We start from the raw sequence: 15,531 nt of genomic DNA, 5'->3' as shown, positions 1-15,531 counted from the left end.
GCCCCCGCCCGGCCCCCGCGCGGGGCCGCCCCCCCGCGCCGCCCCCCCCCCCCTCGGAGGGGATCAGCCGCCCAGGGTGCCCTGGATCTTCTCCGCCATGGTGGTCCACAGGGCCGCCGGGTCGCCGCCCTGCTGGCCGATGATCTGCGCCTCGGTGGTGCCCCAGTCGGTCCACAGCGCGTCCATCTCGGGGATGTTCGGCATCGGGACGCCCTCGGCACCGACCGCGCCGAAGGCCGCGACGTCCTCGTTCGACTGCGCTGCCTCGAAGGCCGAGGAGAGTGCGGGAGCGCGCTGACCGGTCTCGTAGATGGCGGTCTGCGCCTCCTCGCTCGCGATGTACTCGGTGAGGAACTGGTTCGCCACGATCGGGTTGTTCGCGTGCGCCGAGACCATGAAGCCCTGCACGCCGACGAACGGCGTGGCCGGCTGGCCGCCGGCCGACGGGATCGGGTCGATCGCGTACTCGACGCCCGCCTCCTGGAAGAAGTCGAGGTTCCACGGGCCCGTGATCGTGTACGGGCTGGCGCCGGAGGCGAACTGCTCCTTCGCGATGTCCTGCGAGATGTTCAGGTTGACGATGCCCTGCTGGCCCCACTGGCCGAGCGCGGTGGCGAACTGCACGTTGCCCTCGTTGCCGAGCTGCAGGTCGTCGGGGTTGTACGAGCCGTCGTCGTTCATGCCGAAGACGGGCCCGCCGAAGGACGCCTGCAGCGGGTACAGGTGGTACGGGTCGGCGCCGTTGGGGTCGATGCCGACGAGGAGCGGGAACTGCGCCTGCCCGGATGCGACGGCGGCCTGACCGGTCGAGACGAGGTCGTCCCACGTGGCCGGCGCCTCGGGCGCGAGGGCGGTGTTGCGCACGAGCGCGAGGTTCTCGATCGAGACCGGGACGCCGTAGACGGAGCCCTCGTAGGTCATGGCCTGGATGGAGACGTCCTCGAAGTCGCCGGCGATCTCGCCAAGCTCGACGGGCGCGATGACACCGTTCGTGACGAGCTTGCCGATCCAGTCGTGGGCGCCGACGATGACGTCGGGGCCCTCGCCCGAGGAGGCCTGCGTCGTGAGGTCGTCGTCGATGTTGGCGAAGTCCTTGATGACGATCTCGACCGTGGTGCCGGTCTCCTCCTCGAACGTCGAGATGACGTCGGCGAGTGCGTCGTTGCGGTTCTGGTCCATCCAGATGACGAGCTCGCCGCCGCCCTGCGGCGCCGCCGTCTCGCTCGCGGAGGGGGCGGGCGCGGGCGTGCCGCCGCCGGAGCATGCCGCGAGCGTGAGCGCGAGCGCTCCGACCCCGGCGACCTTCATGAGGCTGCTGTGCTTCATGGTGCCTTCCTTAGCTTCTGGGGCTCACGTGGCCGACGGCGATCGTCGGCTGAGCCCGGCTCATCGTGTCGGCACGGCGCAGCACGCCGCAAGCTGACGGCCCCCAGCCGCGGCAATCGTTGGCAAAGCGTGACCTTCGCCTCCACTGCGCGCGACCAGGTGCATCCGCATAGCCTGGAACCATGACCGACGCCTCGACGCACTCCGCAGCGCCCGACGCCACCGCTCTCGCTCCCACCTCCCCGGGAAACGAGTGGTGGCGCTCCGCAGTCATCTACCAGATCTACCCCCGCTCCTTCGCCGACGCCTCGGGCGACGGCGTCGGCGACCTCGCGGGCATCGCCTCGCGCCTGCCGGCGATCGCCGAGCTCGGCGTCGACGCGGTGTGGCTCAGCCCCTTCTACCGATCGCCGCAGAATGACGCCGGCTACGACGTCGCCGACTACATGGACGTCGACCCGCTCTTCGGCACGCTCGACGACTTCGACCGGATGCTCGAGGAGGCGCACGCGCTCGGCATGCGCGTGATCGTCGACCTCGTGCCGAACCACTCCTCCGACCAGCACCCGTGGTTCCAGGAGGCGCTCGCCGCTGGCCCCGGCAGCGAGGCGCGCGCCCGCTACATCTTCCGGGACGGCAAGGGGGAGTCCGGCGAGCTGCCGCCCAACAACTGGCAGAGCGTGTTCGGCGGCCCTGCCTGGACCCGCGTGCCCGACGGCCAGTGGTACCTGCACCTGTTCGACACATCCCAGCCCGACTTCGACTGGAACCACCCCGCGGTCGGCGACATGTTCGTCGACGTGCTGCGCTTCTGGCTCGACCGCGGCGTGGACGGCTTCCGCGTCGACGTCGCCCACGGCAACGCGAAGGCGGAGGGGCTGCCGGACGTCGACGAGGAGCTCGTCGCCGCCGGATCGATGGACTCGCCGTTCTTCGGCCAGGAGCACGTGCACGAGATCTACCGCCGCTGGCACGACGTGGTCGCCGCCTACGACGGCGACCGCGTGCTGTGCGCCGAGGCGTGGGTGTCGCCGCTCGAGAAGATGGCCCGCTTCGTGCGACCCGACGAGATGCACCAGGCCTTCAACTTCGTCTACCTCGAGACGCCGTGGGACGCGACGCTGCTGCGCGAGGTGATCGACGAGTCGATCTCGGCGTTCGGCGCCGTGGGCGCTCCCCCGACCTGGGTGCTCTCGAACCACGACACCATCCGCCACCGCACGCGGCTCGCGCTCGTGCCGCCGCCGCCCCACGGCGCGGGGATCGGACCGACCTCCATCTCGAAGGCCGACCCGACCGTCTCGCTGCGCCGCGGTCGTGCCGCGACGGCCCTCATGCTCGCGCTGCCGGGCAGCGCGTACGTCTACCAGGGCGAGGAGCTCGGGCTCCCCGAGGTCACCGCGATCGAGCCGGACCAGCGTCAGGACCCCACGTTCGCGCGCACCGGCGGCGAGCTGTGGGGACGCGACGGGTGCCGGGTGCCGATCCCGTGGGAGTCGGATGCGCCGGCGTACGGGTTCAGCGACGCGGGCGAGAGCTGGCTGCCCCAGCCGCCGCTGTGGGCGGAGCTCGCGCGGGATCGGCAGCAGGACGACCCGGACTCGACGCTCTCGATGTACCGGCGCGCGCTCGCGCTGCGCCGTGAGCTGGGCCTCGGCACCGGCTCGCTCGAGTGGCTCGACGTGGGGCCGACCGCGCTCGCCTTCCGCAACGGCTCGGTGACGGTCGTCGCGAACCTCGGTCACGACGCGATCGACGTGCCGCGCGGCGAGATCCTGCTCACGTCGTCGCCGCTCGACGCCGCATCGGTCGCGGCCGATGAGGTCGTCTGGGTGCGGACGGCGTAGCCGTCGACGACGAAGGCCCGCCGATCCGATCGGCGGGCCTTCGTCATGGAGTTAGGGTCAGCGGGACTCGAGGTTCATCTCGCGCGTCTGCAGCCAGAGCACCGGGTCGAACGAGACGTAATCGCTGTTCTTGAGCTCGAGGTGCAGGTGCGGGCCGGTGGAGCGGCCGGAGTTGCCGACCTGACCGACGACCGTGGTGATGTCGATGACCTGGCCGACCTCGACCGTGATCGAGCCGGGCAGCATGTGGCCGTACCAGGACTGCACGAACTGGCCGTCGATGTTGTGGTCGACGAAGACCGAGTAGCCGCCGCCGCCGGGGTTGTTGCCGTGGAACACCGCCGACACGACGCCGTTCGCGATGGGTCGGATGTCGGTGCCGACCCCGGGGATGAAGTCACTGCCGCCGTGGAAGCCGCCGGGTCGGTAGCCGAAGCCGCTCGACATCGGGACCTGGTCCATGCTCGGGAAGGGCGTCTGCACGAAGCCGGTCTCGAGCATGCCCCACACCTGCGGGAACGCGGGGTCGCCGGTGTACGACGGACCGGGGGCCTCGGCGTCGGCGACCGCCTGATAGGCGGCGAGCTCGCCGGGAGCCATGCGAGCCGCGGCGATCTGATCGTTGACGGTGATGTCGTCGCGCTGGAAGTAGCCGGTGGTCTCGGCGTTGACGCCCTCGAGCGTCTGCGCGCCCTCGCTCATCTCGGCCACCTCTGCCGTGATGCCGCCGGGCGACTGCACGGCCTGGGCCGGCAGCGACGTGACGACGACGAGCGAGCCGATGAACAGCAGCGCGCCGCCGGCCGTGATCTTCTGCACGATCTTGCGTGCGCCCTGCTTCGCCTTGGCAGGCGGCGCGAGGGGCGCGGTGCGGATGGTGCGGGGGGCCAGCGCGCGGGTCGGCAGCGCACGGGGCACGGGACGCACGCCCTGGATCAGGTCGCCGCCGTTGCCGAGCGACGGCGCGTCGACGATGATGATGGGCGATGTGAAGGCCGACTCGGCGATCTGCACCGGCAGCTCTCGAGCGACCCGCGTCGCGGCGTCGCGCATGGCGCGGCGGGTCGTGTAGAGCGGCGCGGAGCCCTCGACGACGGTGACCCGCTCAGCCGCGCGAGCCTCGCTCGCGGTCAGCGCGATGGCCTCCTCGGCGCGCTCGCGCTCCCGCACGGCGCGCCTCGTGACCGGCTGCGCCGCATCGGGTCGAGAAGTGCCCTCCTGGGACGAGCTGAATGCTCGTCGGGTGGGATGGGTCACGCTGGATGCCGTCCTGATGCTCGGGGTCGTGGGGGGCGCGCAGTGCACTCGACGGCGACTGGCGGCCGCGCCGGGATCGATGCTTGCACGAACCGGCGGCTCCCGGCAACGGCGCGCGGTGCGCGCACCTGCTGCTCGGTACGAATATCAAAGATAACGGATTGATAACGACGTGGCAAGGGTCAGACCTCGTGCGGGCGCAGCGGCGCGAGCAGCGCGGCCAGCTCGTCGGCCAGATCCGCGTGCGCCGCGAGCAGGAACGCGTCGCTCGCCGGAGCGCCGTCCCAGCCGCGCACGACCCCGCCGGCCTCCTCGACGAGCAGCGCGCCGGCCGCCATGTCCCATGGCTGCAGGCCGCGCTCGTAGTACCCGTTGAGCCGCCCGCACGCCACCGACGCGAGGTCGAGCGCAGCCGATCCGATCCGCCGGATGTCGCGCACCGAGCCGATGAGGCCCTGCACGACGGCGGCCTGCCGCTCACGGCGGAGCGCGTCGTACCCGAATCCCGTGCCGACGAGCGCCATCGACGCCGGGACGGCATCCGCCACCCGGATCTCGCGGCCGTCGAGCCGGGCGCCCTCGCCGCGGCGAGCCTCGAAGCGCTCCCCCGTCGCGCCGTTGATGACGACGCCCGAGAGCGCGCGCCACGTCGTCGGCTCGGGCTCGCCCTCGACGAGCGCGATCGAGACGGCGTACGCGGGGATGTCGTAGAAGTAGTTGACGGTGCCGTCGATGGGATCGATCACCCAGGTGAGCCCGGAGGTGCCGGCGACGCTCGCGCCCTCCTCGCCGAGGATGCCGTCATCGGGGCGTGCCGCGAGCAGGCGCTCGACGACCATGCGCTCGACCTCGCGGTCGGCCTCGGTGACGATGTCGACCAGGCTCGACTTGCTCGCCGCGACGTCGACGCCCTCGTGCCGTCGCGTGCGGGCGAGCTCAGCGGCCTCCACGGCGACGCCGACGACCAGATCATGGAGCTCGCGCATGCGTCGAACCTATCGCGCACGCGGCAGCCACCACTGGAGTCGTCGGGCCGGCTGTGAGCCATGTATCCTTGTCGACGGCCTGTCTCGGCCACGGCGAGTTACCCAAGCGGCCAAAGGGATCTGACTGTAAATCAGACTGCTCAGCATTCGGGGGTTCGAATCCCTCACTCGCCACGTTCCGGAGCCCCGTCCATGCGACGGGGCTCCGTCGTTGCACCGCGGTGCATGATGGCCGCATGCGGCAGGCATGGCTCTGGCTCATCAAGCACACGCTGAATCGCCTCACCGCGCGCGTCGCGCGCTCACCGGGCGGGCCCTTCTCGCTGGTGCGACATGTCGGCCGGCGGAGCGGTCGCTCGTTCGAGACGCCGATCATCGTCGCGGCCGTGCCCGACGGGTTCGTCTGCGAGCTGACGTATGGCGCCGACGTCGACTGGTACCGCAACATCGTGGCCGCGGGGCGCTGCGAGCTGGTCGTCGACGGCGAGCTGCACCAGGTCGTGGCCGTCGAGCGGATCTCCGCGGAGGCGGGGCGCCGGGCGTTCCCCGCGCCCGCCCGGTTCGTGCTGCGGCTGCTGCGCCGCCGCGAGTTCCGGCTCCTGCGGACGGCTTCCTGAGCCGCTCGGCGGGGCGGCCCCGCGGACCCGAGTTCGGCAGCCGGACCCGCGATCGCGGGTCCGGCCGCCGCGGGGGGGGGCGCCCCCCGCCCCCCGCGGGCGCCCCCGCCCCCCCCGGGCCGGGGGCGGGCGGCCGAACTCGGGTCCGGCTGGCGTGCACCTCGGGGCGGAACGGGGCGATCGCTCCGAGCGACCGTGTTCTAGGGTGGCGTCATGGCAGATTCCTCGTTCGATGTGGTCAGCAAGGTCGACAAGATGGAGGCCGAGAACGCGGTCAACCAGGCCCGCAAGGAGGTCGAGCAGCGCTACGACTTCAAGGGGGTCGGCGCCGACGTCTCGTGGAGCGGCGACAGCCTGCTGCTCAAGGCCTCCAGCGAGGAGCGCGTGAAGGCGGTGCTCGACGTCGTCCAGTCGAAGTTCATCAAGCGCGGCATCGACCTCAAGATGCTCGACGCCGGCAAGCCCTACGCCTCGGGCAAGGAGTTCCGCATCGAGGTCGGGCTGAAGGACGGCATCTCGACCGAGGACGCGAAGAAGGTCACGAAGCTCGTGCGCGAGCAGGGCCCGAAGACCGTCAAGACCCAGATCCAGGGCGACGAGGTGCGCGTCACCTCGAAGAGCCGCGACGACCTGCAGGCCACCATCCAGCTGCTCAAGGGCGCAGACCTCGACATCGACCTCCAGTTCATCAACTTCCGCTGACGTCCGTCTGTGGAGCTGACGCAGGCGCTCGGCGCGCTCTGGATCGCCCTCGACGTGGCGCTGCGCCTGCTGGCGCTCGTCGTCGTGCCGCATAACCGCCGCCCGGCCACCGCGATCGCGTGGCTGCTCGTCATCATGATCCAGCCGGTCGTCGGCTGGATCGTGTTCCTCCTGCTCGGCAACAACCGCGTCTCGCGCGGACGGCACGCCAAGATGTCGGCGATCCAGGAGCTCATCGGCGAGAGCACCATCTCGATCGACGACGCGGAATCGCCTCGCGACCGCCCGGACTGGCTGCCCGGCGTCCTCGCCCTCAACCGCACGCTGTCGTCGATGCCGCACGGCGGGCCGGCGGAGGGCATCGTCTGGGGTGAGTTCGACGCGCAGCTCGAGGCGATGGCGCGCCGCATCGACGAGGCCGAGCACTGGGTGCACGTCGAGTTCTACCTGATCGTCGCCTCCCCGCGCACCGAGCCCTTTTTCGCGGCGCTCGAGCGCGCCGCCGAGCGCGGCGTCGTCGTGCGCGTGCTCGTCGACCACTTCACGAGCCTGCGCTACCCGCGTCGGAAGCAGACGCTCGCCCGCTTGAGGGGCATGGGCGCCGAGGTGCGCGACATGCTGCCGCTGCGGCCGTGGGCCGGCCAGTGGCAGCGCCCCGACCTCCGCAACCACCGCAAGCTCGTCGTGGTCGACGGCCGTGTCGGCTTCACCGGCTCGCTCAACCTCATCGACCCGTCCTATCTGCTCCGCCGCAACCTCCGCCGCGGACTGCAGTGGCGCGACACCTGGCTCGAGCTCGTCGGCCCGCCCGTCCGTGCGCTCGACGTGCTCTTCTGGTCGGACTGGTGGGCCGAGACGAACGAGCTCGTCGAGCTCGCGACCACCGCGTCGGAGACCGACGGCGACCTGCTCGTCTCGGCCGTCCCCTCTGGTCCGGGCTTCGAGGGCGAGATCAACCTGCGCGTCTTCGTCGAGCTCGTGCACGCCGCCGAGGAGCGGATCACGATCGTGAGCCCGTACTTCGTGCCGGACGACGCAATGCGGTACGCCATCACCTCCGCGGCGATGCGTGGCGTGGAGGTCGAGCTGTTCGCGAGCGAGGTGGGCGACCAGTTCTGGACGTACCACGCGCAGCGCTCGTACTACGAGGAGCTGCTGCGCGCGGGGGTGCGCATCAGCCTGTTCGCGAAGCCGACGGTGCTGCACTCCAAGTTCATGACCTTCGACGACCGGGTCTCCGTGATCGGCTCGTCGAACATCGACCTGCGCTCGTTCGGGCTGAACTTCGAAGTGTCGATGCTGATCGAGGGCACGTCGATGGTGGCGCAGCTGCACGGCATCTCGGAGGCCTACCGCCGGCAGTCGATCGAGCTCACGCTGGATGACTGGATGGCGCGGCCGCGGGTCGCGCAGCTCTTCGACAGCGTCGCGCGGCTGACCTCCGCGCTGCAGTAGCGCCGAGGTGGCCGTCAGGTCAGCAGCATCGAGAGCGCCACGACGAGCGCGAACGCGATGACGACGACCCGCAGCGCCCACGACGGCACGCGCCGCGAGAGCCATCCGCCGGCGAGCCCGCCGACGAGGGAGCTCGCGAGCATCACGAGCACCACTCCCCAGTGCACGAGTGGCGAGAACGCCAGGATGACGGCGCCCGTGCCGTTGATGACGGCCGCCATCACGTTCTTGAGCGCGTTGTGGTGCTGCAGCGAGTCGTGGATGAGCAGCCCGAGCATCGCGAGCATCATGACGCCGATGCCGGCGCCGAAGTAGGAGCCGTACACGCCGATCCCGACGAACGCGGCCTTCGCGGCCCATCCGCCGGTGGAGTCGACCGCGAACGGGTCATCGGCGCTGCGCCCGAGCTGCCGGGCGACGAGCGGCTGCGCCGCGAACAGCACGGCCGCCGCGAGCACGAGCCACGGCACGATCGCGGTGAACGCGTCGGACGGCGTGAGCAGCAGCAGCACCGCCCCGATCGCCCCGCCGACCGCAGCGAACGGCGCATTCGCGAGGAAGCGGCGGCGCTGGCGGCGGAGCTCCGCGCGGTAGCTCCACGCCCCGCCGACGGTGCCGAGCAGCAGCCCGATCGACGAGGTCATGTTCGCCGCGAGCGGGCTCATGCCCGCGGCGAGCATCGCCGGGAACGTGATGAGCGTGCCGCCGCCGGCCGCCGCGTTGATCGCGCCGGCACCGACCGACGCGAGCGCGATCAGCAAGTAGCCCGGCAGCTCCACGTCAGCGTTCGCCGCGCGAGACGCCGATCATCTCGCCGCGGTCGACGACCTTGACGCGGGCGCGCCCGTGCGGGGCGCCCAGGCCGATCTCGTGCTCGTCGAGCCGGATCCAGCCCGCGATGTCGGTCCATGCGACGCCGCGCTCCTCGAGCAGCCGAGGCACCGCATCGACGTCGTACGGTGCCGGCGTCCACCAGGAGTGCTCGTCGCCGAGCAGGTGCTCGACCGTCTCCTTGGCGTCGGACTTGGTGTGGCCGATCAGGCCGACCGGCCCCCGCTTGATCCAGCCGGTCGCATACATGCCGGGCATGGGGCGGGAGCCGTCCTGCACCCGGCCGGCGATGTTGGGGATGACGCCGCGGCGCTCGTCGAAGGGGACGTCCGCGAGGGGTGAGGAGAAGTAGCCGACAGCGCGGTAGACCGCCTGCACGGGGATCTCGCGGTACTCGCCCGTGCCCTCGAGGCCGTGCTCGGTCGGGCGGGTGCGCTCGATGCGCAGCGCCTCGACTCGAGTGTCGCCGACGATCGCGTCGGGGCGCGACCAGAAGTGCAGGTGCAGCCGGCGCGACGCCTGGCCGACCTCGCGCTGGCGCCACTGGTCGAGCACGCGCGAGATGACGAGGATCTGCTTGTTCTGCTTGAGCGACTCCTCGTCGGGGTCGACGCCGAAGTCGTCGTCGTGCAGGATCATGTCGACGTCGCGCAGCTCGCCGAGCTCGCGCAGCTCGAGCGGCGTGAACTTGACGTGCAACGGTCCTCGGCGGCCGAACACGTGAACGTCGGTGACAGGGGACGCCTCGAGGCCGGCGACGACGTTGGCGGGCACCTCGGTGGGCATGAGGTCCTCGGGATGCTTCACGAGCATCCGCGCGACGTCGAGCGCGACGTTGCCGTTGCCGATCACCGCGATCTCCTTGGCCTCGAGCGGCCACTCGCGCGGCACGTCGGGGTGGCCGTCGTACCAGGAGACGAAGTCGGCGGCGCCGTAGGAGCCCGGCAGGTCGACGCCCGGGATGTCGAGCGGGGCGTCCTTCGTCGCGCCCGTCGCGAAGATCACCCCGTGGTAGAGCCGCTCGAGGTCGTCGAGGGTGATGTCCTCGCCGAAGCGCACGTTGCCGAACAGCCGCACGACGCCCGACTCGAGCACCTCCCGCAGCGCCTGGATGATGCCCTTGATGCGCGGGTGGTCCGGGGCCACGCCGTAGCGGACGAGCCCGTAGGGCGCGGGCAGGTGCTCGAACAGGTCGATGAGCACCTCACGGCCGGTCTCGGCCGCCGACTTCTTGAGGATGTCGGCGGCGTAGATGCCTGCGGGTCCTGCGCCGACCACGGCGATGCGGAGCGGTGCGCTCACGGTCCTCCTCGGGTGCGGGGCGGCCTGGCCGCCGGTCCTGGCTGACGAGTCAGCAACTGCGTCTGGTTCAGCGGGTGCGCGAGACGACGTGCTCGGCGAAGGTCTCGAGGCCCCGGCGCACCGTGCCCTCGGGCAGCGGGCTGAGCGCCTCGAGCGCGCGGCGCTGCCAGCGCTCGGCCTCGGCGACCGTCTCGTCGACGACCGGATGCGCGGCGAGCTCCGCGACCGCGGCCGCGAGGTCCGCGTCGTCGCTCGGCGACTTCAGCCGGCCGCGGAGGCGGATGGAGGCCTCGTCGTCGCGCTTCGCGAGCAGCAGCACGGGCAGCGTCGCGACACCGGCGCGCACGTCGTTCCCCTGGTCCTTGCCCGTCCCCGGGTCGGCGGAGAGGTCGATGACGTCGTCGACGATCTGGAAGGCCACGCCGATGCGCTCGCCGAACAGCCGCAGCGGCTCGCGGTACGCGTCGTCGGCACCGCTCACCACCACGCCCAGCTCGGCTGCGGCCGCGATGAGCGAGCCGGTCTTGTCGGAGAGCACCTGCAGGTAGTGAGCGACCGGGTCCTCGTCGCCGGGCCCGAGCGTCTCGTGCAGCTGGCCGAGGCACAGCCGCTCGAACGTGCGCGCCTGCAGCACCGCGACCTCGCTGCCGAGCGGCGCCGCGATCTGGCCGGCGCGGGCGAAGAGCAGGTCTCCGGCGAGGATCGCGACGGAGTTGCCCCACACGGTGTGCGTCGACGGCACCCCGCGACGGGTCTCCGCCTCGTCCATGACGTCGTCGTGGTACAGGCTCGCGAGGTGGGTGATCTCGACGACCTCGGCGGCCGACAGCACGTCGTCGTCGACCCCCGTGCCGAGGTGCGCGGTGAGCAGCAGCAGCAGCGGCCGCGCTCGCTTGCCGCCCGCCTCCAGCAGGTAGCGCGTCACGGCATCCGCGACCGGGTCGGCGATGCGCAAGTGGTCCTCGAGGCGCGCCTCGAGGTCGTCGAGGCCGCGGTCGACGCTGTCGACGACGCGCAGGTCGGCGGGCGCCGCAAGCCGCGGCCCCCTGAGCCCGAAGGCCTCAGCGATCGACGGCATCAGCTGCCCTGCTCCTCCGCGTGCGCGTGACGCGCGATGCGCATCGCGCCGGTCTGCTCGGTGGGCTTGCGGCCGCGGTGCAGCGCGACGACACCCATGGTCAGGTTGCGGTGGGCGACGCGGGTGAAGCCGGCGGTGCGGATCCACTGCGACAGCACCTGCTGGTCGGGCCACGAGTTGATCGACTCGACCAGGTAGCGGTAGGCCTCGGGGTTGGAGCTCGCGGCCTTCGCCATGCCCGGCAGCACGGTGCCGAGGTAGAGCTCGTAGCCCTTGCGGACGACGTTGATCGGCGGCTGCGAGAACTCGCAGATGACGACCCGACCGCCGGGCTTGAGCACGCGCAGGAACTCGCTGAGCGCTGCCCGCGGGTGCTGCACGTTGCGCAGGCCGAACGAGATGGTGACCGCGTCGAAGGAGTCGCCGTCGAAGGGCAGCTCCTCGGCCGAGCCGTGCACGAACTCGATGTCGGCGTGGCGCTTGCGTCCCTCCTCGAGCATGCCGTGGCTGATGTCGAGTGCGGTGACGAGCGCGCCCGCCTTGGCCATCGGCGCGGCGGACGCGCCGGTGCCGGCGGCGACGTCGAGGATGCGCTCCCCCGGCTGCGGGCGCACGGCGCGCTGCATGTGGATGCGCCAGAGCCGGTCGTTGCCGCCGGACAGCAGCGTGTTGAGCAGGTCGTAGCGCTTGGCCGTCGCGTCGAACATGCCCGCGACCGCTTCGGGGTCCTTCTGCATGTCTGCTCGGCTCACGTCCTCCATCCTAGGCGTCCCCGGTCACCGCCCACCCGGCGGTCGTCCAGGCAGGCGGCGGCGTAGGCTGGCAGGCATGCCGGCCCTGCGGGCGCGCACCGAGCGCGCGGAGCTCGGACGCCTGCTGGAGCACGCCGACCCGCGCGCACCGCTCGCCGTCCGTCGCGGCGCCGACGGCATCGTCGGTCGCGGCGAGGCGCTGCGGCTCGAGTTCCACGGCCCCTCCCGGCTGTCGGATGCGGCGGATGCGTGGCGCGAGGTCGCGAGCGCAGCGCACGTCGACGACGCCGTCGGGGTGCCCGGCACGGGGCTCATCGCGTTCGGCGCCTTCGCGTTCGACGACGAGTCCGCCGCCACGAGCGTGCTGATCGTGCCGCAGCTCGTCGTCGGCCGGCGGGGCGACGACGAGTGGATCACCTGGATCGGCGACGAGGCGCGGCTGCACCCGACGGCGATCGACGAGGTGCGCGTCGAGCTCTCCGACGGCGACATCGGCCCCGACCGCTACCGCGCGATCGTCGCGGAGGCGACCGAGCGCATCCGCGCGGGCGCGGCCGAGAAGGTCGTGGTCGCGCGCGACCGGGTCGGGCAGCTGCCGCCCGAGGGCGACATCCGGTCGGTGGTGGTCGGGCTGGGTCGCCGCTACCCGGATGCGGTGGCGTACGCCGTCGACGGCGTGGTCGGCGCGAGCCCGGAGACGCTCATCGCCGCCCACCGCGGGCACTTCTTCTCGCGCGTGCTCGCCGGCACCGCCGCGCGAGGTGCGACGCCGACGCTCGACGCCGAGATCGCGGAGTCGCTCGCGAGCGGCGACAAGGATCTGCGCGAGCACCGCTTCGCCGCCGACTCCGCCATCGACGTGCTCCGCGAGCTCGCGCCCGACACTCGGGCGTCCGAGCCGTTCCCATTGCGGCTGCCGAACCTGTGGCACCTCGCGACCGACATCACCGGCACGCTCGGCGGCAGCTCGACGCTCGACGTGCTGGCCCTGCTGCACCCGACGGCCGCGGTGGCGGGCACGCCGCGCGCGGCCTCGCTCGCCATCATCCGCGAGCTCGAGGACGTCGACCGCGGCCGCTACGCGGGTCCGGTCGGATGGGTCGACGCCGAGGGCGGCGGCGAGTGGGTCATTGCGCTGCGCGGCGCCGAGATCGACGTCGATGGGCGCATCCGCGCCTTCGCGGGCGCCGGCGTCGTGGCGGGCTCCGACCCGCAGGCGGAGCTGGTCGAGACGGCCGTGAAGCTGAGGCCCATCACCGACGCCCTCGCGGACCCGCTCCCCTGACCCTCGCCTGCCCGCTTGCGTAAAGCGTGCTTGACATGTAAAACTTCCTTGACAGCGCGGCGACGGGCCGCCACGACGAGAGGGACGAGCATGGCGCAGCAGGATGGATCGGCGACGGGCGCGACGGATGTGCGGTCGACGTGGGGGCGGATGCGCTTCGGCGCCCGGCGATCGGCACTGCTGATCGCGGTGCCCATCGGGATCGTGCTCGCCGCGGGCGTTGGCGCGCTCGCCGTCTGGACCGGCGTGGCCGGCGATGACCCGCTGCCGGGCGGTGTCGCGTTCGCGGTCGTGACGGTGTGGCCGCTGACGGCGGCGGCGTGGATCGCGGTCGTCGACCGGTCCTCGCTCCGGGGCGCGCTCGAGCGCCCCGAGGAGTCGGTCGAGTCGTCGTGGATCGAGACGGCGTCGCAGCGCGCGTTCACCGACACCCTGACACTGGCCGGACTCGGCACCGCCGCGCTCGTCGTCACTGGCGCCGAGCTCCCCGGCTCCGTCGCGCTGCTCGCGGTGGTGCTCGTGGGGATGGCGAGCTTCGGCACGCGCTACCTCATCGCCCGCCGAGGCTGAGCCGTGCGCAACACGCTGCCGGAGCTGCGGCGCGATCGCGGCTGGTCGCAGCAGCGGCTGGCCGACGAGCTGGGCGTCTCGCGCCAGACGGTCATCTCGATCGAGAAGGGCCGGTTCGACCCGAGCCTGCCGCTCGCGTTCCGCGTCGCCGCCCTCTTCGACTGCCGCATCGAGGACGTCTTCGCGCCCGAGGACGACGCCGACTGAGGAGGACATCCACGAGCGGAGGCGATCCCGGTCGCGGTGCTCGAGCCGAGGCGATTCCCGCCTCCGTCGACATCGGCACCGCTCCCGGCGGACCTCGCAGCCCTACAGCGCGGCCCTCCGAGCGGCATCGCCCTGCGAGCGCACCTCCTCCTCACCCTCGGTCCCGCTCGCCCCCTTCTTCCCGGCTCGCTTCCCTGCCTTCTCGTCCTTCTGCTCCCGCTTGCTCTTCTTGTCCTGCTTGCCCCTCTTGTCCTTCTTCCCCTTCTTGTCCTTCTTGTCCTTCTTGTCCTTCTTGTCCTGCTTGTCCTTCTTGTCCTTCTTGTCCTTCTCGGCCTTCCTGCCCTGCTTGCCCTCCTCGGGCTCCTCGGCCCTCTCGCCCAGGGTCTCCACCTCCGCGTCCTCGCTCGCCGACGCATCCGCCACCACGGGCACGTCCCCGGTCGCGATGAGCCGCTCGCGCTCGACGGCCACGTCGAAGTCGGCGACCGGCCACTGCGGATCGATGCCCTCGAGCGCCTCGACGAGCAGCTCGTGCACCGCGAGGCGTGCGAACCACTTCCGGTCGGCTGGCACGACGTACCAGGGTGAGGTCGGCCCCGCGGTGCGGTTGATCGCGACCTGGTACGCCTCCATGTAGGCGTCCCACTGCTCTCGCTCGTCGACGTCGCCGGGGCTGTACTTCCAGTGCTTGTCGGGACGGTCGAGCCGCTGGAGCAGCCGCGCGCCCTGCTCGGCCCTCGAGATGTGCAGCATGACCTTGACGAGCGCGATGCCGCGCTCCGCGAGCCCTCGCTCGAAGTGGACGATCTGGGCGTAGCGCTCCTCGATCACCTCGGGCGCCGAGAGGCCGCGCACGCGGTGGATGAGCACGTCCTCGTAGTGCGAGCGGTCGAACACACCGACCATGCCCGGCTCCGGCAGCTCCCGCTCGATGCGCCAGAGGAAGTCGTGGCTCCGCTCCTCCTCGGTGGGCGCCTTGAACGCCTTGATCCGCACGCCCTGCGGGTCGACCTGCCCGACGACGTGGCGCATGATCCCGCCCTTGCCGGAGGTGTCCATGCCCTGCACCATGAGCAGCACGGAGCGGTCGCCGCCCGCCCGGCTCGCCGCGAACAGCCGCTCCTGCAGCTCCTCGAGCCGGTCGGCGCCGGCCGCGAGCGCCACCGCTCCGGCGGCCTTGTCGCCGTCGAAGCCGGGGGTGGATGCGGGATCCACGTCGGCGAGGCGGACGGATCGGGTGATGCGGAGCGCGTCGGTGATCGCTGTCATGGCCAGAGCGTAGTGCGCGCCGCTCAGTTCCCGCCGGGTGATGCCCG

At 71.8% G+C, this 15,531-nt stretch carries 14 protein-coding genes, 1 tRNA gene and 1 pseudogene; 8 read left to right on the top strand and 8 right to left on the bottom strand.

Translation table 11 applies throughout. The annotated features are described in order from the left end of the window. Positions 1-63: 63 nt before the first annotated feature. Complete coding sequence (locus ACLQ21_RS06940; protein ID WP_425662531.1) at positions 64-1,326, bottom strand: sugar ABC transporter substrate-binding protein; 1,263 nt, start codon at positions 1,324-1,326, stop codon at positions 64-66. A 182-nt stretch (positions 1,327-1,508) separates the two neighbouring features. On the opposite strand from ACLQ21_RS06940, the gene ACLQ21_RS06935 reads away from it, so the two are divergent. After that, a complete protein-coding gene (locus ACLQ21_RS06935) occupies positions 1,509-3,173 on the top strand; it encodes a glycoside hydrolase family 13 protein (protein WP_425662530.1) in 1,665 nt (554 codons plus the stop codon). 57 nt (positions 3,174-3,230) lie between these two features. Here ACLQ21_RS06935 and ACLQ21_RS06930 read toward each other — a convergent pair whose 3' ends face one another. Beyond that, positions 3,231-4,430: a M23 family metallopeptidase gene (locus ACLQ21_RS06930; protein WP_425662529.1), complete on the bottom strand. Its 1,200-nt coding sequence runs from the start codon at positions 4,428-4,430 to the stop codon at positions 3,231-3,233. Positions 4,431-4,612: 182 nt separating this feature from the next. Beyond that, entirely contained in the window at positions 4,613-5,416 is an 804-nt protein-coding gene (locus ACLQ21_RS06925; RefSeq protein WP_425662528.1) for an inositol monophosphatase family protein, read from the bottom strand. Positions 5,417-5,508: 92 nt separating this feature from the next. Here ACLQ21_RS06925 and ACLQ21_RS06920 point away from each other — a divergent pair. From ACLQ21_RS06920 to ACLQ21_RS06905, 4 genes are all read left to right on the top strand, one after another. After that, positions 5,509-5,590, top strand: a tRNA-Tyr gene (locus ACLQ21_RS06920). A gap of 62 nt (positions 5,591-5,652) precedes the next feature. Continuing rightward, complete coding sequence (locus ACLQ21_RS06915; RefSeq protein ID WP_425662527.1) at positions 5,653-6,033, top strand: nitroreductase/quinone reductase family protein; 381 nt, start codon at positions 5,653-5,655, stop codon at positions 6,031-6,033. Between the two features lie 213 nt (positions 6,034-6,246). After that, the gene (locus ACLQ21_RS06910; RefSeq protein WP_425662526.1) at positions 6,247-6,735 is read left to right on the top strand and encodes a YajQ family cyclic di-GMP-binding protein; all 489 of its coding nucleotides are present in this window, start codon (positions 6,247-6,249) and stop codon (positions 6,733-6,735) included. 9 nt (positions 6,736-6,744) lie between these two features. Further along, entirely contained in the window at positions 6,745-8,190 is a 1,446-nt protein-coding gene (locus ACLQ21_RS06905; protein ID WP_425662525.1) for a phospholipase D-like domain-containing protein, read from the top strand. A 14-nt stretch (positions 8,191-8,204) separates the two neighbouring features. Here the strand turns inward: ACLQ21_RS06905 and ACLQ21_RS06900 are convergent, their stop codons facing one another. From ACLQ21_RS06900 to ACLQ21_RS06885, 4 genes are all read right to left on the bottom strand, one after another. Then, a complete protein-coding gene (locus ACLQ21_RS06900) occupies positions 8,205-8,969 on the bottom strand; it encodes a sulfite exporter TauE/SafE family protein (protein ID WP_425662524.1) in 765 nt (254 codons plus the stop codon). Position 8,970: 1 nt separating this feature from the next. Beyond that, on the bottom strand, positions 8,971-10,323 hold the full coding sequence (locus ACLQ21_RS06895) for an FAD-dependent oxidoreductase (protein ID WP_425662523.1): 1,353 nt from the start codon (positions 10,321-10,323) through the stop codon (positions 8,971-8,973). A 67-nt stretch (positions 10,324-10,390) separates the two neighbouring features. After that, positions 10,391-11,401 (bottom strand): polyprenyl synthetase family protein, encoded by a 1,011-nt coding sequence (locus ACLQ21_RS06890; RefSeq protein ID WP_425662522.1) that lies wholly within the window; start codon positions 11,399-11,401, stop codon positions 10,391-10,393. Next, on the bottom strand, positions 11,401-12,162 hold the full coding sequence (locus tag ACLQ21_RS06885) for a class I SAM-dependent methyltransferase (RefSeq protein WP_425662521.1): 762 nt from the start codon (positions 12,160-12,162) through the stop codon (positions 11,401-11,403). Before ACLQ21_RS06885 ends, ACLQ21_RS06890 begins: the two co-directional genes overlap by 1 nt. A gap of 67 nt (positions 12,163-12,229) precedes the next feature. On the opposite strand from ACLQ21_RS06885, the gene ACLQ21_RS06880 reads away from it, so the two are divergent. The 3 genes from ACLQ21_RS06880 to ACLQ21_RS06870 all read left to right on the top strand — a co-directional run bounded on the left by ACLQ21_RS06880 (position 12,230) and on the right by ACLQ21_RS06870 (position 14,215). Then, positions 12,230-13,438 (top strand): isochorismate synthase, encoded by a 1,209-nt coding sequence (locus ACLQ21_RS06880; protein WP_425662520.1) that lies wholly within the window; start codon positions 12,230-12,232, stop codon positions 13,436-13,438. A 90-nt stretch (positions 13,439-13,528) separates the two neighbouring features. Continuing rightward, positions 13,529-14,008: a hypothetical protein gene (locus tag ACLQ21_RS06875; RefSeq protein ID WP_425662519.1), complete on the top strand. Its 480-nt coding sequence runs from the start codon at positions 13,529-13,531 to the stop codon at positions 14,006-14,008. 3 nt (positions 14,009-14,011) lie between these two features. Further along, complete coding sequence (locus tag ACLQ21_RS06870; RefSeq protein ID WP_425662518.1) at positions 14,012-14,215, top strand: helix-turn-helix transcriptional regulator; 204 nt, start codon at positions 14,012-14,014, stop codon at positions 14,213-14,215. 438 nt (positions 14,216-14,653) lie between these two features. On the opposite strand, the pseudogene ACLQ21_RS06865 reads toward ACLQ21_RS06870, so the two are convergent. Beyond that, positions 14,654-15,484 (bottom strand): annotated as a pseudogene (locus ACLQ21_RS06865) (PPK2 family polyphosphate kinase); the annotation flags it as partial. Positions 15,485-15,531 lie beyond the last annotated feature (47 nt).

This window comes from Agrococcus sp. DT81.2 (assembly GCF_049844935.1).
Classification (GTDB): Bacteria; Actinomycetota; Actinomycetes; order Actinomycetales; family Microbacteriaceae; genus Agrococcus.
This window is presented reverse-complemented; position numbering and strand designations above follow the sequence as displayed.